At 64.4% G+C, this 18,372-nt stretch carries 16 protein-coding genes; 9 read left to right on the plus strand and 7 right to left on the minus strand.

From position 1 onward, the window contains the following. Nucleotides 1–172 precede the first annotated feature (172 nt). Nucleotides 173–673, plus strand: a complete 501-nt coding sequence (locus H2509_RS04570; protein WP_182162766.1) for a MarR family winged helix-turn-helix transcriptional regulator — start codon at nucleotides 173–175, stop codon at nucleotides 671–673. Here H2509_RS04570 and H2509_RS04575 read toward each other — a convergent pair. From H2509_RS04575 to H2509_RS04595, 5 genes are all read right to left on the minus strand, one after another. Beyond that, nucleotides 666–1,469: a polysaccharide deacetylase family protein gene (locus H2509_RS04575; RefSeq protein ID WP_182162768.1), complete on the minus strand. Its 804-nt coding sequence runs from the start codon at nucleotides 1,467–1,469 to the stop codon at nucleotides 666–668. The genes H2509_RS04570 and H2509_RS04575 overlap by 8 nt on opposite strands. Then, a complete protein-coding gene (locus H2509_RS04580; protein WP_182162770.1) occupies nucleotides 1,466–2,623 on the minus strand; it encodes a glycosyltransferase family protein in 1,158 nt (385 codons plus the stop codon). Before H2509_RS04580 ends, H2509_RS04575 begins: the two co-directional genes overlap by 4 nt. Further along, entirely contained in the window at nucleotides 2,620–3,741 is a 1,122-nt protein-coding gene (locus H2509_RS04585) for a glycosyltransferase family 4 protein (RefSeq protein WP_182162772.1), read from the minus strand. Before H2509_RS04585 ends, H2509_RS04580 begins: the two co-directional genes overlap by 4 nt. A gap of 12 nt (nucleotides 3,742–3,753) precedes the next feature. Beyond that, a complete protein-coding gene (locus H2509_RS04590; RefSeq protein ID WP_182162774.1) occupies nucleotides 3,754–4,977 on the minus strand; it encodes a glycosyltransferase family 4 protein in 1,224 nt (407 codons plus the stop codon). Between the two features lie 135 nt (nucleotides 4,978–5,112). Beyond that, on the minus strand, nucleotides 5,113–6,333 hold the full coding sequence (locus H2509_RS04595) for a glycosyltransferase family protein (RefSeq protein ID WP_182162776.1): 1,221 nt from the start codon (nucleotides 6,331–6,333) through the stop codon (nucleotides 5,113–5,115). 596 nt (nucleotides 6,334–6,929) lie between these two features. Here H2509_RS04595 and H2509_RS04600 point away from each other — a divergent pair. The 5 genes from H2509_RS04600 to H2509_RS04620 all read left to right on the plus strand — a co-directional run bounded on the left by H2509_RS04600 (nucleotide 6,930) and on the right by H2509_RS04620 (nucleotide 13,377). After that, on the plus strand, nucleotides 6,930–9,518 hold the full coding sequence (locus tag H2509_RS04600) for an ABC transporter transmembrane domain-containing protein (protein WP_182162778.1): 2,589 nt from the start codon (nucleotides 6,930–6,932) through the stop codon (nucleotides 9,516–9,518). Between the two features lie 91 nt (nucleotides 9,519–9,609). Beyond that, nucleotides 9,610–10,068, plus strand: a complete 459-nt coding sequence (locus H2509_RS04605) for a cyclic nucleotide-binding domain-containing protein (protein WP_182162780.1) — start codon at nucleotides 9,610–9,612, stop codon at nucleotides 10,066–10,068. Nucleotides 10,069–10,090: 22 nt separating this feature from the next. Beyond that, on the plus strand, nucleotides 10,091–10,915 hold the full coding sequence (locus tag H2509_RS04610; RefSeq protein WP_182162782.1) for an MBL fold metallo-hydrolase: 825 nt from the start codon (nucleotides 10,091–10,093) through the stop codon (nucleotides 10,913–10,915). Between the two features lie 237 nt (nucleotides 10,916–11,152). Then, nucleotides 11,153–12,541, plus strand: coding sequence for an adenylate/guanylate cyclase domain-containing protein (locus H2509_RS04615; protein ID WP_209001798.1), 1,389 nt, complete (start codon nucleotides 11,153–11,155; stop codon nucleotides 12,539–12,541). A gap of 68 nt (nucleotides 12,542–12,609) precedes the next feature. Next, nucleotides 12,610–13,377, plus strand: a complete 768-nt coding sequence (locus tag H2509_RS04620; protein ID WP_182162786.1) for an SDR family NAD(P)-dependent oxidoreductase — start codon at nucleotides 12,610–12,612, stop codon at nucleotides 13,375–13,377. Between the two features lie 6 nt (nucleotides 13,378–13,383). On the opposite strand, the gene H2509_RS04625 is transcribed toward H2509_RS04620, so the two are convergent. Further along, complete coding sequence (locus tag H2509_RS04625) at nucleotides 13,384–14,313, minus strand: FkbM family methyltransferase (RefSeq protein WP_182162788.1); 930 nt, start codon at nucleotides 14,311–14,313, stop codon at nucleotides 13,384–13,386. Between the two features lie 158 nt (nucleotides 14,314–14,471). Between H2509_RS04625 and H2509_RS04630 the strand changes: the two genes are divergently transcribed. Next, a complete protein-coding gene (locus H2509_RS04630; protein WP_182162790.1) occupies nucleotides 14,472–15,176 on the plus strand; it encodes a DUF1194 domain-containing protein in 705 nt (234 codons plus the stop codon). Nucleotides 15,177–15,216: 40 nt separating this feature from the next. Here the strand turns inward: H2509_RS04630 and H2509_RS04635 are convergent, their stop codons facing one another. Continuing rightward, a complete protein-coding gene (locus tag H2509_RS04635) occupies nucleotides 15,217–15,723 on the minus strand; it encodes a hypothetical protein (RefSeq protein ID WP_182162792.1) in 507 nt (168 codons plus the stop codon). Between the two features lie 425 nt (nucleotides 15,724–16,148). Here H2509_RS04635 and H2509_RS04640 point away from each other — a divergent pair, with 425 nt between their 5' ends. Beyond that, nucleotides 16,149–17,315 (plus strand): ABC transporter substrate-binding protein, encoded by a 1,167-nt coding sequence (locus tag H2509_RS04640; RefSeq protein ID WP_182162794.1) that lies wholly within the window; start codon nucleotides 16,149–16,151, stop codon nucleotides 17,313–17,315. Between the two features lie 123 nt (nucleotides 17,316–17,438). Beyond that, nucleotides 17,439–18,362, plus strand: a complete 924-nt coding sequence (locus tag H2509_RS04645; protein WP_182162796.1) for a branched-chain amino acid ABC transporter permease — start codon at nucleotides 17,439–17,441, stop codon at nucleotides 18,360–18,362. The last annotated feature ends 10 nt before the right edge of the window (nucleotides 18,363–18,372 follow it).

Consider the following 18,372-nt stretch of genomic DNA (forward strand, 5'->3'; position numbering starts at 1 on the left):
CTCACCCCCTGGCCGCCCATTTTTATCGGGATGTGGCGGAAGATCCTGCTTTCGACATCGTACCTCCAAGGATCAGCTCGGGCCCGGTTTCTCGGTGGGTCGTTTATGGTGGTCAAATACGTGCGTCTTGCATATTTTTGGCGCCTGCAACCCCGAACCTCCGTGGCCGTCCATGTCTCATGCCGAAAACATTCTCGGTGCCCTAGCTCTTGCCGTTGCCGACCGGCTGAACAGGCTCGCCGAGGAAGGAAGCGGCTGTTCGCAAGGCGGGGCGATTGCGCTTACGCAGATCGGGCAGCGCGATCGGCCGGCGATAGAGGACCTGCGCGCCTGTCTGGATGTCGATACCCATTCCGCCGCAACCCGCGTGGTGGCCAGGCTTGAGGCGGACGACCTCGTCGCCAAGACGAAGGATCCGAAGGACGGCCGTTATGCCCACCTCATGCTGACCGAGAAGGGGAAACGGCTGCAGGAAACCGTTCTGGCGGAACGGGAGCATTTTCTGCGGGGCGTGTTGGACATCCTCAGCGAGGAAGAGCGCCAAACATTCGAGGCGCTTGTCTTCAAGCTGTTGAGCGGCCTGCCGTTCGATGTCAGGGCCTGCGACCGCACCTGCCGCCTGTGCGATACCCGGGTTTGCAGCGGCGACGATTGCCCGGTGCAGGTCAGATGAGGGGCGCTCGTAGGCCCGTCTGAATTCCAGGCCAGGTTTCTTCAACCAGCCTGGCAACGCCCGGGCATTCCGCGCCGGGGTGGCTGCGGATAATCGCGAAAAGTTCCATAAGAAACTCGAAGCACGCCTCGTCGTGGTCGAGGTGATGCGTCAGGATGCCGACCGGTTCGTCCGGCGCGTTGCGGCGGCGGGCCAATTGCAGGTCGAGGCGCAGGCCGGCGCAGTGATAGCCGATGAAGCTGCGGCCCTTCTTCCATTTGATGATGTCGATATGGCTTTGCAGCCTGCCGCGGGCGTAGGGCTGCATCCAGGTGAAAGTGGAAACGCCGGCAAGGCCGGCAGCCGGCAGGGCGCGCACGACCGCCGGCGAGATGCGGTTCCACGGCGGCACGAGCACGGGCACGAAGCGATTGCCGAACAATGCGTCCAGCCGCTTGCGGCCTTCGACGAGTTCGCGCACCGCCTCGTGCGGCAATCGGCGCGCGCCGAATTCGGCTGCCTTCTCGCCGCGTTCCCTGAGTTGGAAATTCTGGTGTCTGAAGCCATGCTGGAAGACGACGGCGTGGCGTTCGTCCTGCAGCCGGTCGGCGAGGCTTTCCCTCACCTCGTTCGGGATGATGGCCAGCGCCACGTCGATATCGAACTCGTTGGCGATCGCCATCAGCCGGTCGAGCGCTGGCGTGGGCTCCACCGCATCGTCGTCGCGCCACCAGAAGCGGGCCTTCAGGCCGCGTTCCGCGAACCAGTCCAGGTGCTCCAGAAGCGCATCGCGGAAGAAGGCGAAATGTTCCTTCATCGGCCGAAGCGCTCCTGCAGGTCGGCGATCAGGATGTCCGCGCTCGCCTGCGCGCCGCCAAGCCGCACGGCGAAATGCCGGCGTGGCGCGGCGAGCGCATCGTCGAGTGCGGCGGCAAGCCTTTCGGGCGAGAGGCCGCGTTCCGGCACGATCGTCGCGCGCCCCCTTGCCGCCAGCGCCTCGGCGCGCTGCTGCTGCTCCGTTTCCCTCACCTGGGCGAAGGGAACCAGCACGCAAGGCACGCCGGAGACCAGGATGTCGAGCACGGTGTTGTAGCCGGCCTGGCTGATGGAGGCGCGGGCGCGCGGCAACAATGCGGGAAAATCCGGCCGCGCCCGTTCCACGATGACGTTCTCCGGCAGGTTCCGGCGCAGGTCTTCGAATGTATCGCCGTCGATGTCGTGGCCGACGAGAAGCCGCCATGCGGTGTCGCCGGCCCGCCGCGACAGCGAGGCCGCATCGATTGCCGCCCGCAGCAGGCTGAGGCCCACCGCGCCGCCGCCGCAGGAGACGATCACCTCGTCCTCGCCGATGCCATCGGGAGCCTCTTCCTTTGCCTCGCCATTGACGAAGCCCGTGTATCGCACCAGCGATGCCACGCGGTCGGCGAAGGGAAAGCTGTCTTCCAGCCGCACGAATTCCGGATCGGAATGGATGAGGATGCGGTCGTAGAAGCGCTCGGCCCGCTCCGCCATCCATTCCTCTTTCCACAGTTCCTGCTTGCGCACCAGGATGTCGCGGATCGACGTTGCGATCAGCGGCGCGCGGTCCCGGTCCTTGGCCGCCTCCACCAGCGGTTCGAGTTCGAAGGCGAAGGGGCGCCGCCCGAAGGGAAAGGTCTCCGTCAGCAGCAGGTCATAGTCGTCGGCCAGGAAGGCTTTGAGCGTTGCCTTTTGCCGTGCCGCGCGCCAGTCGTCGTCGACCTCCTTGCCGTCCGGCGTCACGAAGCGGTTGAAATGCGCATCCAGGGTCCGCACCGCCGGCAGTTCGACGATTTTGAGGCCGTCCGTCGCCAGCATCGGCGGCAGGCGGTTGCCCGTGGCAAGGGTCACCTCGACGCCGCGTTCAGCAAGGGCGCGGCCGATCGCCGCTGCCCTAACGGCATGCCCGGTGCCAAGCAGGTGCTGGACGTGGATGAAAGCCTTGAAACTCATGATGCCGGGGTAAAACGTCCGGCCCGGTTCTGCAAGGCCAGATCGAGAAACCGGGCAAGGCTGCCGATACCTGCGGCAAGGTCGTGGCGCGCCGCCACATGGGCCTGGGCCGCTCGGCTCAGGCGGTGGCGAAGGGGCGCGTCCCCGATCACCCGACGCAGGTTGGCGGCGAATGCGGCAGCATCGCCCTCCGGTGAAAGCAGGCCGGTCTCGCCGTCGCGCACGATATCGGGAACGCCGAACGTGTCGCCGCCGACAACGCAAAGTCCCGCCGCCTGCGCCTCCAGGAAAACGAAGCCGAAGGCCTCGCGGATCGCCGGCCAGACGAGCACGTCATGTCCGGCATAGATCGCCGGCATGTCTGCCGCATCCCGGGCGCCGAGAAAGGTCAGGCGGCTGTCGGGAAAGAGCGGCAGAATTGCATCGCGCGCCGGGCCGTCGCCGACGATCGAAAGGCGCCAGTCGAGATCCTGCAGGCCTGACAGCGCTTCCGCCAGGATCCGGTAGGAGCGCTCCTTGTCGCCGTCCCGCATCATGCCGACGGCCAGCAGGCGCACGGGACCGTCATGGGCCTCGTTCGCCTGCGCCGCGAGGCGATAAGGCGCGGCATCGAGGAAAGGCGGCGTCACCACGAGCCGCTTCGGCTCCACCACCGCCGACAGGCATTCGGCGTCCGCCCGATGCAGGGCCGCCACCGCGTCCGCCCGTGCCAGTGCCTTGTCGGCCGCGGCAAAGCCGTGCGACCACGGTCCGCTCTGGCGCTTCGGCGCGCGGCTGGCCTCGATGATCGCGTAGGGCAGGGAGAAGAGATCGGCAAGCCGCGGGCCGATCCAGTCCGGCGCCTTGTGATAGAGGTGATAGGTCAGGAAAAGATCGGGGGCGGTGCCTTCCCTCGTCCAGCGTTCGGCGATGCGGTCCGCCTCGACCAGCGCCTCGCGCTCCACCAGCCTTTGCGCCTCGACGCCGCCGTCCGCCCGCCAGGCGCGGAAGCGGGTGGCGATCTCCACCTCATGCCCCGCCGTCTGCAGCGCCTTGAGGATCAGCCGCGCCATCGTCCGGTCGCCGGAGGGGCGCGGATCGTCGATGGGCTTCATCGGCGTTGCGAGGGCGATGCGCATTTTCTCCGCCCCTCAAAGGAGCTTGCGGAAACGGTCGGCGAGCCGGTCGAGGCCGGGCTCGGTCGAAAATTCGGCCCTGACATGGGCCGCCGCCGCAAGGCCCATCCGGGCGCGGTCCTGCGGCGCGCGCGCAAGCTTGTCGATTGCCTCGGCGAGTTGCTTGCGGTCGCCTGGTTTCACCAGATAGCCGGTCTGTTCATGGGTGATGAGTTCGGGGATCGCCGAAACGTCGCTTGCCAGACAGCATAGTCCCATGGCCTGCGCCTCCATCAGCACGTTCGGCAAGCCGTCGCGGTCGCCCGATTTCGCGATCTTCGACGGCAGCACGAACAGGTCGGCCTGCGAAAGGGTGGCGATCACCTTATCGCGCGGCTGGGCGCCATGCCATGCGATGCGCGGCGCAAGCCCCAGTCTCTCGCCAAGCGCCTTGAGATCGGCCGCGAGTTCGCCGCCGCCGACATGGTCGAAATGCCAGTCGAGGTCGTCCGGCAGGCGGGCCAGCGCGTGGAGCAGGTCGTCATAGCCCTTCTTCTCCACCGCCCGGCCCACCGAGACGAGACGCACCTGGCCGTTCGCGCCGCCGTCATGCCGGCTTCCCGGATTATGCGGCTTCGGGAAGGGCGAGAAATCGAGCCCGTGATAGACGAGCTCGATCTTTTCCGGCTCGCTCGCCAGGCTTCTCAGATAGTCCAGATTGAGGCTGGTGCAGGTCACGCCCCAGCTTGCATCGTCGAGCTTGGTGGCAAGATCCCATTCCGGGCTCGTCCAGATGTCCTTGGCATGGGCGGAGAACGACCATCTGCGCCCGGAAATATGCGCCGCGTAGCGGGCGACCGAGCAGGGCGCATGCAGGTAGTGCGTATGGATCCAGCTCACATCCTGCGGAAGATCGTGGGCGAGGACGCAGGCCTGTCCCCAGCGGCGATGGCGCGCCGCGTTGTTCTCATGCGCCTTGTCTGCCTCGAAGAGCGCGCGTGCCGCCTCGTAGCCCGGCTGTTCCTTCGCCCATCGGCGGGCGCGGGCGACGCGCTGCGGATCGTCCTTCAGGTATTCCGGCAGATAGAGCACGTCGGCGGAGATCTGCCGGTGCACGTCGTGGATAAAGGGATCGTAGGGCTTTCTCAGCGCGACGATCAGCTGCGGGATGCCGCGCCGCTCCAGCCCCAGGATCTCCTGCGCGATGAAGGTTTCCGAAAGGCGGGGATAGCCTTTGACGATGACGGCGATGCGGGACATTCAGCCTCGGGCACGGTTTTGATTTCGGCAAGCACCCTGTTTTTCGGAATTTCGAGCAAATTGCCAGCCCGGCGTCGCTCTTCCGCCGGCCTCATGGGGCCGTGCCGTTTCGCTGTTGTGGAAAACCCGGCGTCTTCAGGAGCCGGCGGCAGCAACGCGCACGGCCGGCTTGTCGCGCGCTTCCAGGATCTCGCCGACCTTGTCGCCGATCACCTCAAGGCCACCGAGCAGGTTTTCCACGCCCGCCCTCGACGGCGGGGCGGAGCGGGGCAGCTTCACCAATGCGTCGAGCATCATCTTCACGTTCGGATAGTTGTCGATCGGCAGCATCTTCAGCAGGCCGGTCTCGGCCGCCCGCGTCGCGCGGATCGACTGTTCGCGCCGCGGCACCACGCGGGGTACGAGCAGCGTCGGCTTGTCGAAGGACAGGATCTCGCAAAAGGTGTTGTAGCCGCCCATGCCGACGATGCCGATGGCATTGGCCATGTAGGGCTCGATCGTCGGCGTGAAGCGCATCACATGCACGTCGCGCAGGTGTTCGGCACGTGCCTGGAAGGCGGCCACCGCATTTGCGGCCATGAAGGGTCCAAGCACGATGAGCGCCGGAAACAACGGCTCGCAGCGCGCCTCGTAGGCCCGCATCACCCAGTCGACCAGTTCCACGCCGTCACCGCCGCCGCCGGGCGTGACGAGGATATAGGGCTCGTCGTCGAAGGGCAGGGGTTCGCTGATGCGGCTGTCGGCCGGCAGTTCGCGCCTCAGATAGCCGGTATAGCTCGCCTTCTCGCGGATCGCCTCGGAAAGTCCGAGGCCCTGCAGCGGATCGTGCAGGTTCGGCGGGCCGTAGATCCAGATGTCGTCGTAAAGCGTCTCGAGCGCCGGATCGACATTCTTGCGCGTCCATTCCTCGCGCAAGATGTCGGGGTCGTCCATCACGTCGCGCAGGCCCAGCACCAGTCGGGCATTGGTCGTGCGCTTCAGCATTTCCAGCGTGCCCAGGATCTCGCCCCGCAGCCCCAGCGGCTCCTTGTCGACGATCAGGATATCTGGATCGAAGACCTTGGCCGTGTGCTCGATGATGGAGGAGCGGATCGCCAGCGTCTGGTCTATGTTCAGCGACAGCGACAGCGGCGTGTATTCGCCGTTCCTCAGCTTGATGACGCCGGGAATGCGCACGAAGTCGACGCGCGAGCGGAATTCGAAGCTGCCGATGATCGGCGAACCCGACAGGATCAGTACCGACATCTTTTCGAAGCGGCTGACCAGCGAATGGGCGATCGTGCGGCAACGGCGCAGATGGCCGAGACCGAACGAATCGTGGCTGTAGATCAGCACTTTCGGGGAGGAGTTCGGCATCAAGCCCCGCTAGGATTTGCCCCGCAATCGATTTTGGGCACAGCCGGCCGCGCGTGTCGGCTTGCTTCAAACGCAGCGTTATCTGTAGCCAGCCCGTCGCCGGCACGCAAGGCTCCATTCCGATGTCCCTGCCCGGCAGCGTCGACACGCAAGCCGCGGCGGTGCGTATCGCATCGTCCTTGTCGCGCTCGCGCCTTGCCGTCCGCCGGGCTTTCCGGCCCCCTTGCGCCGGCCGGCCGGCCTCAGCATGATCGCCGCGGATTGAATCGATCCGGGACGAACATGATAAATGCCAATAAGGTAGCATGTGGATCCCGGGGCGCCGAGCTGTGCGAATGCGGCTCCCGTTCTGTCCGATCGCGAATTATTATGCCCGAGGCGGCGCGGTAAGGGGTGCCGTCCCAGGGCCTCCACATTCAGGATCCGGTGTGCGGTATGGGCGAAAAATGCTCGGATTCAGGAGCGGAACCGCAGGAAAGAGCGGCCCCTTTCAAGGTTTCGCGACGCGAATACCGGTGCATTTTGCCATGTCCCTTCGGGACGGGCCGCACCAGAAACCTGAATGTTGATCGGCCCTAGTGCTTCCGGAATAGCAAATGGAAAAAAGCCTCTTCAAGTTCATCTGGAAGTACAGCGCCCGGCAGCAGCTCGTCATCCTGCTCATCACCATTCTTTCCTATCCGGTCGGCTACATCCTGCTGGAACTGCCGAAGCTCATCACCAACGAAGCCATCCAGGGCGGGGCCTTCCCCAAGGAAATTTTTGGCTTCGAGTTCGACCAGATCTCCTATCTCGTCCTGCTTTGCTTCACGTTCCTTGGCCTCGTCGTCGTCTCCAACGGCATCAAGCTGGTGCTCAACGTCTACAAGGGACGGCTCGGCGAGCGCATGCTGCGCCGCCTGAGGTTCGAGCTGTTCCAGAGGGTGCTGCGGTTCCGTCTGCCGCATTTCAAGAAGGTGAGCTCGGGCGAGATCATCCCGATGATCACCTCGGAGGTGGAGGATGTCGGCGGTTTCGTCGGCGAGTCGATCGCGCTGCCCGCCTATCAGGGCGGTACGCTCGCGGTGCAGATCGGCTTCATCTTCATGCAGAACCCGCTGCTCGGGCTTGCCGCGATCTCGTCCTATCCGTTGCAGGCCTATGTCATCCCGAAGCTGCAACGGCGCGTCGTGCTCTTGTCGCGCGAGCGCGTGAAGAACGTGCGGGCGATCGCCGACAAGGTCGGCGAGAGCATTTCCGGCATTGCCGAGATCCATTCCAACGACGCCTCCGCCTGGCATTCGACGGACCTTTCCGACCGGCTCTACGCCAACTACCTCATCCGCTTCAAGATTTATAACTGGAAGTATTTCATAAAGTTTCTCAATAACTTCATGAACCAGTTGACGCCGTTCTTCTTCTATCTGATCGGCGGTTACCTCGTGATCGAGGGGGAACTTTCCATCGGCGCGCTGCTGGCGGTCATCGCCGCCTACAAGGACCTTGCCGGGCCGTGGAAGGAACTGCTGGCCTATTACCAGATGGTCGCTGATGTCGATGTGAAGTACCAGACGGTGGTGGAGAACTTCGACCCGCCCGACATCTATCCGGTCGACCGGCTGACCTCCGACGACGCCGAACCGCTTGCCGGCGAGATCGTTTTCCAGAACGTTTCCTTCTCGGGCGGTGCGGCGGGGCAGGAGGTGTTCGAGGTATCTCTGCATATCCCCGACAACACCGCCTGCGCGATCATCGGTCCGGACGGTTCGGGTCGCTCGGAGGTTCTGCAACTGGCGGCCGGCCTGCTCGGGCCGAATTCCGGCCGCGTGGAGATCGGCGGCAAGAGCCTCGACAAGCTGCCGGAGTCGGTGATCGGCAGGCAGATCGCCTATGTCGGGCCGTCCGTGCACATCTGGACGGGCACGGTGCGCGACAATCTGTTCTACGGCCTGCGTCATCGCCCCCTGCGTCCGCCGGAGCGCAAGGGCGAAGCGGTCGCGGAGCACGAAAGGCTTCTGGGCGAGGCTCGCCAGACGGCGAATCCTCTCCATGACGGCCAGGCCGAGTGGGAAGACTATGCCGCAGCCGGCGTCCGCGATGCCGACCAGCTCGACGCCCAGGCTCTCGATATCGTCCAGAAGATCGGCCTTGCCTCGGATATCTACCGCATGGGCCTGCAGTCGCGTCTCGACCCGGCGCAGAACTCCTCGCTCGCCTATCGCATCCTGACCGTCCGCCAGATCCTGGCCAAGCGCGTGGAAGAAGACAAGGAAGTGCGCGGGCTTGTCGAGCTTTGGGATATCGAGCGCTTCAACAACAGCGCGACACTGGTCGAGAACCTGCTTTTCGCCGCGCCCGAGGATCCGTCGATCTCGCTTGACCAGGTGTCCAGCGATCCCGACGTGAAGGCCTTCCTGAAGGAGACGGCGCTCGACAGCCGGCTTCAGACCATAGGCCTCAAGATCGCCGAGACGATGGTCGAGCTCTTCGCCAACCTGAGCAGCGATTCCGGGTTGCTTGGCACCTATTCCTTCATCACCCAGGACGAACTGCCGGAGTTCGAGCGCATCCTTCGCGCCAGCCGGTCGGAGAACGAGAAGCTGGGCCTGACCCCGGCCGACAAGGACCGTCTCGTCGGCCTGGCGTTCAAGCTCATCCCCGCCCGCCATCGCCTCGGCGTGCTCGACGACGCCACCAAGGAGGAGATCGTTCGCGCGCGGCGCAGCTTCCACGATCGCATCTACAAGAACGGCGGCCGCTTCGTGGTCTTCGATCCGGAGCGCTACGTGGCGCCGATGACGATCGAGGACAACCTGCTCTTCGGCAGGCCGCGCGTCGACCGGCGCGATGCGCGCGAGCGCATCGACGGCCTGATCCGCTCGATTGTGGAGGAGATGGACCTGCGGTTGCCGATCACACGCGCGGGATTCGATTTTCACGTCGGCGTGGCCGGCGCCCGCCTGTCGTCGGGTCAGCGGCGCCGGCTCGCACTCGCTCGCGCATTTTTGAAGAACGCCGAAATCACCATCCTTGACGAAACGGCTGCCGGGACTAGCGACGAGGAAAAGGCATTGCGCGGTGTCATTCTCGATCTGCTGAAAGGAAAGACACTACTATTTGGCGCATCGAATTTGATCGTTGCGCAGGAATTTGCGCATAGTGTTGTGATGGATCAAGGGCGCGTGGTTGAAAAGGCCAAGTGTTGACAGGTCTTTCCGCCAGCTAACGGGCAGGCAAGATCGGCCGCAGGAGTTCAAAGGGGAACATGGACCCCGGCCGACGCTGAAAGGAGGGAGCGTGACGCTGGAATCTGAGGTCGAGGCCCTGCGGCGGGTACCGCTGTTTCGGGGGATCGACGCAACGAAGCTGCGGCTTCTGGCGTTCATCAGCGAACGGACGCATTTCAGGGACGGGGAGCACCTGTGCAACCAGGGGGATCAGGGCGATTCGGCCTTCATCATCCTGGAAGGCACCGCGGACGTGCGGGTGAAGACGCCCGAGGGCGAACGCAGCGTGGCGCAGGTGGGACAGCATGCGATCGTCGGCGAGATCGCGATCCTGTGCGACGTGCCGCGCACCGCGACCCTCGTGGCGCTGGGCGACATGGATGTCCTCACCGTCTCCAAGGAGGATTTCCTAAAGCTGCTGAAAGAATTTCCGGAAATCGCTCTTGAAGTCATGCGCACGCTGGCGCAGCGTCTGGAGAAGACCACGCAGGATCTGGCGGCCATCAAGGCCGGTCAGACAGCGGCATGATCTGGATCGGAAGGCGCGTTCGGTGTCGCAGACATTTTCGCTGAAACTCTGGGGTGTGCGGGGCTCGACGCCGACGCCGGGTCCGTCAACGCTGCGATACGGCGGAGAGACCACATGTTTCGAGGTCGTCGCCGGCGATGCGGTGGTGCTCGTCGATTGCGGGTCGGGCGCGCGCGAATTGGGGCGCAAGCTTCACGCCCTGCCGCCGCGCCGCTACGACATGCTCTTCACCCACACCCATCTCGACCACATCTGCGGCATGCCGTTTTTTTCGCCTGCCTATGACGATCGATTCGAGATTGCCGCCTGGGCCGGCCATTTTCCCAATCGCGCAGGTCTCGTCGACATCATCTGCCGCATCATGTCGCCGCCGATCTTTCCCGTCGCGGCCAACACACTGAAAGCGGTCTCCTTCCACAGTTTCACGGCCGGAGGCGAGGTGCCGCGCGACGACGGTCTCGTCATCAGGAGCGTGGCGCTCAATCATCCGGGCGGCGCCTGCGGCTACCGCTTCGAATTCGACGGCAAGTCGATCTGCATCATCACCGATCACGAACATGGCGATCCGGAGATCGACAGGGCGGTCTTCCGTTTCGTGCAGGATGCCGACGTCATGATCTACGACGCCATGTACACGGACGAGGAATATCCGCGGTTCGTCGGCTGGGGGCATTCCACCTGGCAGAAGGCGGTCGAGCTTGCCCATGACGCCAATGTGAAGGTGCCGGTGCTATTCCACCACGATCCGCGCCGCAGCGATGCCGAACTTGACGAGATCGGCCGCCTTGCGAAGGAGCGCCACCCCGGCGCCCTGGTCGCCAGCGAGGGGCTCGTTCTCACGCCCTGATTGTCAGAATGGGCAATCGGATCGCGAGCATCTCAATATGGCGTGACGGCAACCTGACGCCGCTTGTGATTTGCCGAATAAGGCTCATCTTTTTCCCGATTGGACTGATTTGATATCTGCCTGGCCCGTTGCCTGGCATCTGGCTGTTTTTTGGTCCTTTGTTATTTGCCTGCCATGGCTGCCGGTCGCGGCTGGCCATGACACCCGCAACAGCGCCTGAAAGAGGGGGCGAACGGAATGGACACGGCGGGCATGCCTCAATTGCAGAAGAAGGACGGCCGTCTGAAGACGGCGTTTCGCTATATTGCCCGTGGCGGACCCACCGCCGATGGCATTCCGGCGCGCGTGCGCAACGAGATCGCCGAGCGGGAGGCGGCGGCCGAGCGGCTCATCGGCTGGGTGCAGCTTGGCGTCGTCGTCTTCTTCGCCACGCTCTATTCGATCGCGCCGCGCGCGGAAGGCAGCGGCGGCTTCAATTTCGTGCCGATCACGCTCGCCGCCTATTTCCTGTTCACCGTGCTGCGTGTCGTGCTGTCCTACCGCATCGTGCTGCCGCAGTGGTACCTGATCGTCTCGATCGTCGTCGACGTGGCGCTTTTGTGCGGGCTGATCTTTTCCTTCCACATCCAGTACCAGCAGCATCCGGCTTTCTATCTGAAGGCGCCGACGCTGATGTATGTCTTCATCTTCATCAGCCTGAGGGCGCTGCGTTTCGACCCGCGCTTCGTCCTGACCACCGGGCTGATCGCCGTCGGCGGATGGCTGGTGCTTGTCGCCTATGCGCTGGTCGGCGACATGGGCCGCATGCACATCACGCGGAACTACATCGAATACCTGACCTCCAATGCGATCCTGATCGGTGCGGAACTCGACAAGACGATCGTCATTCTCGGCGTGACGGCGATCCTGTCGCTCGCGCTCTATCGAGGCAGGCAGATCCTGTTCGATTCGATCCAGGACCACGCGGCGGCCGAGGATTTGAAGCGCTTCTTCGCCCCGGAGGTCGCCACCTCCATTACCGGCGCCGACGAGACGGTGATGGCCGGGCAGGGCGAGACACGCAACGCCGCGATCCTGCTCGTCGACCTGCGCTCCTTCACCTCCACCGCCGAAACCCTGGCGCCGGAAGTGGTGATGCGGGTTCTCGCCCGATATCAGGCGGCCGTGCTGCCGGTGATCGAGCAGCATAACGGCCGCGTCGACAAGTTCCTGGGCGACGGCATCCTGGCGACATTCGGCGCGGTCAGGCCGAGCGAGCATTACGCCGCCGACGCGATGCGGGCAGCCGAGGCGATCGTGGCGGCGATGGACAAGGAGGCCGCCGCCTTCAACATGCTTGGCTGGCCGAAGCGGCTGAGCGTCGGAACGGCGGTGGCCTGCGGCGGGGTCACGGTCGGTGTCGTCGGCGCCCGCGACCGGCTGGAATTCACGGTGATCGGAAACGCGGTCAATTTGGCCGCCAAGCTGGAAGACGCGAACAAGGTGCAGGCGACGCGGGCGCTCACCGATTCGGATAGCTATGAGCGCGCCCGTGCCCAGGGTTATGAACGCAGGGACTGCGAGGTCCGTCCGGGTGCAGAGATCGCCGGCATTTCCCATCCGGTGGATCTGGTGGTTATCGCGTGACGGGAACTTGACGCAGTGGCGCCAAGCAGTCACACGAATGCGTGAAAAGAAATTCGGAGGAAATGGTCATGAAGCTTGGCGATCAGATTGCGGCCGTCGTCACGGGCGGCGCATCGGGCCTTGGCGAGGCGACTGCCAGGCGACTTGCCGCAGCCGGCGTCAGGGTCACGATTTTCGATATGAGCGTGGAGAAGGGCGAGGCCGTTGCCCGCGACATCGGCGGGCTGTTCATTGCCGTCGACGTCTCCAGCGAGGAAAGCGTCGTCAAGGGGCTTGAAGCGGCGCGGGCCCGCCATGGCGTGGAGCGCATTCTGGTCAACTGCGCCGGCATCGCGCCCGCCGCCAGGACCACCTCGCGCGGCCAGCCGCATCGCCTCGACATGTTCGAGAAGGTGGTTGCCGTCAATCTGGTCGGAACGTTCCGCTGCATCGCCCATTCGTCCACTGCCATGGCGGAACTTGAGCCGGTGACGGCGGATGGCGAGCGTGGCGTGATCGTCTCCACCGCGTCGGTCGCCGCCTTCGACGGCCAGATCGGTCAGGTGGCCTATTCGGCGTCGAAGGGCGGCGTCGCGGCGATGACGCTGCCGGTCGCGCGCGATCTGGCGAAGTCCGGCATTCGCGTCATGACCATCGCGCCGGGCCTGTTCGAAACGCCGATGCTGCTCGGGCTGCCGGAAGAGGTGCAGGCTTCGCTCGGCCAGCAGGTGCCGTTCCCCTCGCGCCTCGGCAAGGCGGAGGAATATGCCCAGCTGGTGCAGGCGATCTGCGAAAACCCGATGCTGAACGGCGAGACGATCCGCCTCGACGGCGCCATCCGCATGGCGCCGCGCTGATCGACCTCAGTTCCGGCGCCCGAGCCTTTCCAGGGTCTTCGGGTGCCAGAATAGGAACTGGTCGGTCTTCTGCCTGTCGAAGGCCGCGTCGCCTTCGCCGACGTCGCTGAGCGTCGTCTCCAGGTCGTGGTGATCGTTGACGAAGAGCGCCTGATAGCCGGCGTCGAACAGCACTTTCACCGCGTCGCGCCGGTTCATGCCCGTTTTCGCCAGCATCCTGTCCTTGTGCAGTTCCAGCACCACGAAGGGGAAATGCGTGGCGAAAGTTTCGCGGCCGCCCTTCAGCACGGGGCCTTCATGGCCGTCCACGTCGATCTTGATGAGGTCCGGCACCACGTTCTCGCGCTTTGAGAAAGCGTCGATCGAGGTGATCTCGATGTCGGCTTCCTTCAGTTCGTCCCGGTTCCTGCGGCCTTTCAGGGCGAACTTGATGCGCCGCCAGACGGAGTCGCGATAGTCGTTTTCCTCCGGCTTCGTCTCGTAGAGCTTGGTCACCGAATACCAGACGTGCGACGTGCCCCTGTCGCTGTCGGAGAGGCCGGCGCAGTAGGCCTTGCCGCTGCGCCCGTCCTTCGCCCATTCCGCCATTATCGCATCCAGCTTGGGCGTCAGCGACGGCTGCATCTCGAAGGCATGGACGTCGATCGCGCGCGGCAGATAGGTCAGGCACAGGCGGGAGAAATATCCGCTGGCGGCACCTGCGTCGAAGAACGTGCGGATATCGAAGTGGTCCAGCAGGAAGGCGACGAGACCTGTCGTCGTTTCCTCGTACAGCTCGGTGTTCGGCTTGTTCTGAAAGAGGCGGCCCTTCATCGGCGGATGCCAGGGGATCGTCGCGAACCGGTCGATCTCGAGATAATAGCTGCCATTCCTCCCGGCGACCCTCGGCTGGAAGGTCTTCAAAAAGGCGCTGATCTCGTCTCGCATTGCCGTCATTCTGGAAAGCCCGCATCTGTCGCATGGTCACCTGATCACCTAAACGGCATGGTGCGGGGTTTCAACGCCTTTGTGCGCTCCCGGTGCCGGGTTATCCTTTCACGAAGTGTCCCTCGCGCGGCCCGTTGCGCTGCCGTGCCGAACCTCGATCGGGTGCCATGACCTATTCGACAAGGAAAGCCGTCGCGATCGCCCTGTCTGCTGCACTGCTGGGTCATGGCGGTCCGGCCGCCGCTCAGTCCTGTCGGCTAGCGCTGACATTGGCGCTCGATGCGTCCGCCAGTGTGGATGCGGAGGAGCACGCATTGCAGAGCATGGGTCTGGCCAGCGCTCTGGACGACAGCGACGTACGCCATGCGATCCTGTCGCTTGGCGGCATCTGGCTGAGCGCCTTCGAATGGAGCGGGCGCAATCAGCAGATCGTGCATGTCGACTGGACGTTTCTCGACAACCACGATGCAATCGATGCCGTGTCGGCCCGCTTCGCAGAAGTGCCGCGGCAGCATTTCGAATTCCCGACCGCGATGGGCTTCGCCCTCGGCTTTGCCTCCGTTCAGATGCGCAACGCCCCGCAGACCTGCGCGCGCAGGGTCATCGATGTTTCTGGCGACGGGGTGAACAACGAAGGCTTCCCGCCACGGGCCGCCTACCGCGAGTTCGACTTCGATGGCGTGACGATCAACGGCCTGGTCATCAAGAGCGCGGAAGCGGGAGCTGAGGATTATTACCGCGCGGAGGTCCTTCGCGGGCCCGATGCCTTCCTTGAGGTGGCCGAGAATTACGGCGATTACGCGCGGGCGATGAAGCGCAAGCTGCTGCGGGAAATCCGCGGCGATCAGGTTTCCGATCTGCGAGCGAGATGAGCGTTCATTCGCCACCGTTCGTCGGTCGCTCGCCTCAGGATTACCGGCACTCTCCCGGCAGGCGGGACGACGCGCTGTATTTGCCCCGGCTTGAGCCGGAGGGCGCGCCGCTCGTAACCGTTGCCGTCGAGGGGCAGTCGATGCCCGCGCCATCGGTGGCGAGCGGGCGTCCGGCCAGGCAGGCTTCATAGGCGGCGTCGTAGCGCTTCTGCCAGTCGTCGTTGTTCAGTGTGTCGAAGACGCCGAGCGCGCCGCCGGCGCGGGCCTCCTTTTCGGCATTGCGCGGGTCCCATCTGCCGCGCCCGGTAAATCCGCCATAGACCGCACCTTCGATACCGCCCCTGGCGGCGCTTTCGGCAAGTTCGGAGGGCGAGGGGCCGGCATCGGCATAGGCGATCGCCTGCTCCTCGCAGGCTGCCGGATCGCCCGTCGGCCGGCCGGCGTCTATGCCGTCGGCGCGCGCTGCGCAAACAGCCGATGCAAGCAGCAATGCGGCAAGGGGGCCAAGCAGAATGGCTCGCCACGCAGATCGTGTTGTCTCGCTCATGTCCTCGGCCCGCCTCGTCGTGCTGCGCTCATGCAGTCTTGCACCGACTTCCATGCAATCCGGTTACCGGGAGCGTTCTTTTCCAGTTCACCCAGCGTCCACATGATCCTCGCACGCCTCAAGCCATGCAAGCCAAGCCGGATCAATTGGTTACCGGCGTCCATGCATGCGTGAATTGTCTGAAAACGGCGTTCAAATGCCGGGCAAGGCGTGGTTTACTCGCCCCCGAAAGTGCTGCGGGGCTTCACACGGGAAATATTTTAGGCTTAAACTATCCTCCGTGTGGTGTCCGCCGCGCTTGAGCGCTTTCCACGAAAGCGGGATCGCTTCGTGACAGGAAATCGCTCCAGGATCAATGTCTTGCCCGCGACAGAACGGGCAGGTGTGCGGATTTTCCCACGCCGACTTGAGGGGAGACTGGCAATATGAAGCGTGCACTGAAAGTGGCGGTTGCGGCCGCCGCGCTCGGAATGTCTGGCCTCGCGGCCCAGGCCGAGGGCCTGAAGGTCGGGTTCATGGCCACGCTGTCCGGCCCGCCCGCCGCCCTTGGCGAGCATATGCGCGACGGCTTTCTGCTCGGCGTGAAGGAAGCCGGCGGCAAGCTTGGCGGGCTCGACACGGAAGTGCTGATCGTCGACGACGAGCTGAAGCCGGATGCGGCCCTCACCAAGGTTCAGGGCCTGCTGGAGCGCGACAAGGTCGATATCATGGCCGGCGTCGTCTTCTCCAACGTGATGATGTCGGTCTACAAGCCGATCATCCAGTCGGAGACGATCATGGTCAGCGCCAATGCCGGTCCGTCGCCGATCGCCGGCAAGGCCTGCTCGCCCTATTTCTTCTCCACCTCCTGGCAGAACGACCAGAACCACGAGGTGATGGGCAAATACGCCCAGGACCAGGGCTACAAGCGCGTCGTCGTGATGGCGCCGAACTACCAGGCCGGCAAGGACTCCATTTCCGGCTTCAAGCGCTACTACGGCGGCGAGGTGGTGGACGAGATCTACACCAAGCTCGGCCAGCTCGATTTTTCCGCCGAGATCGCCCGCATCGCCGATGCCAAGCCGGACGCGATCTTCACCTTCATGCCGGGCGGCATGGGCGTGAACCTCGTCAAGCAGTTCTCGCAGGCCGGCCTGTCCGACAAGGTGCCGTTCCTGTCGGCCTTCACCGTCGATGAGACGACGCTGCCGGCGACGCAGGACACCGCGGTCGGCCTCAAGTCCGGCTCGCAGTGGTCCTCCACGCTCGACAACCCGGCCAACAAGGCCTTCGTCGCGGCTTTCGAAAAGGAATACGGCTACGCTCCTTCGCTCTACGCGTCGCAGGGCTATGACGCGGCCCGCCTGATCGACGGCGCGCTGAAGAAGGCCGGCGGCAAGGACGACAAGCAGGCGCTGATTGCCGCCCTCAGGGAAGCGCCGTTCGAAAGCGTGCGCGGCGACTTCAAGTTCAACACCAACCACTTCCCGGTGCAGGACTTCTATGTCGTCGAAGGCGCCAAGCGCGACGACGGCAAGTATATCGTCAAGGTGGTCGAGAAGGTCTTCGACGACCAGGGCGACGCCTATGCGGCGGAATGCACGCTGAAATAATTCGCGGGAAGGCCGGGGGAACCACGGTTCTCCCGGCCTTCCGGCCGGTGCCTCGCGCCTGACGCGCTGCCGGGCTGGCCTGAACACGACCTCTCGAAAACCGGATCTAAGGGGCGAAGTCTCGTGAGCGCCACCTTGCTTGCCGTTCAGACGCTGAACGGGCTGCAGCTCGGCATTCTGCTTTTCCTGATCGCCGCCGGCCTGACGCTTGTCTTCGGCGTGATGGATTTCATCAATCTTGCCCACGGCGTGCAATACATGCTCGGCGCCTATCTGGCGGTGGCCGCCTATGGCGTGACCGGCAGCTTCTGGACGGCGATGCTGCTGGCGCTTGCCGGTTCGCTGGTCGTCGGGCTTGCGCTCGAACTCGTCGTCTTCCGCCACCTCTATGACCGGGATCATCTCGACCAGGTGCTGGCGACCTTCGGCGTCATCCTGTTTCTCGGCGAGGCGGTGAAGGTGATCTGGGGATCCTCGCCGCTCAGCCTGCCGGTTCCCGATCTCCTGTCCGGCTCGATCCCGATCAGCGACGGCCTGCTCTATCCCGTCTACCGCATCGCCCTCATCGTCGCCGGCCTCCTGATCGCGGCTCTTCTTTATGTGCTCGTCACCCATACCCGCGTCGGCATGCTGGTCAGGGCAGGGGCCACCAACGCGCCCATGGTCTCGGCGCTTGGCGTCAATATCCGCCGCCTCTTCATGGTGGTCTTCGGCTTCGGCGCGATGCTCGCCGGTTTCGCCGGCATCATGGCCGCCCCCATCCTCGCCGTCGAACCCGGCATGGGCGACAACCTGTTGATCCTCGCCTTCGTCGTGATCGTCATCGGCGGCATCGGCTCGATCCGCGGCGCTTTCCTCGCCGCCCTCATTATCGGCCTCGTCGACACGATCGGCCGCTCCGCTGCGACCGATATCGCCCGCCTCGTGCTACCCCCGGCCGCCGCCAATGACGTCGGGCCGGCGATTGCCTCCATGCTGATCTACATCCTGATGGCGGCCGTGCTGTTCTTCCGTCCCAGCGGGCTCTTTCCCGCCAGGGCAGGCTGAGGAAGGGCGG

It is taken from the genome of Stappia albiluteola, assembly GCF_014050225.1.
Classification (GTDB): domain Bacteria; phylum Pseudomonadota; class Alphaproteobacteria; order Rhizobiales; family Stappiaceae; genus Hongsoonwoonella; species Hongsoonwoonella albiluteola.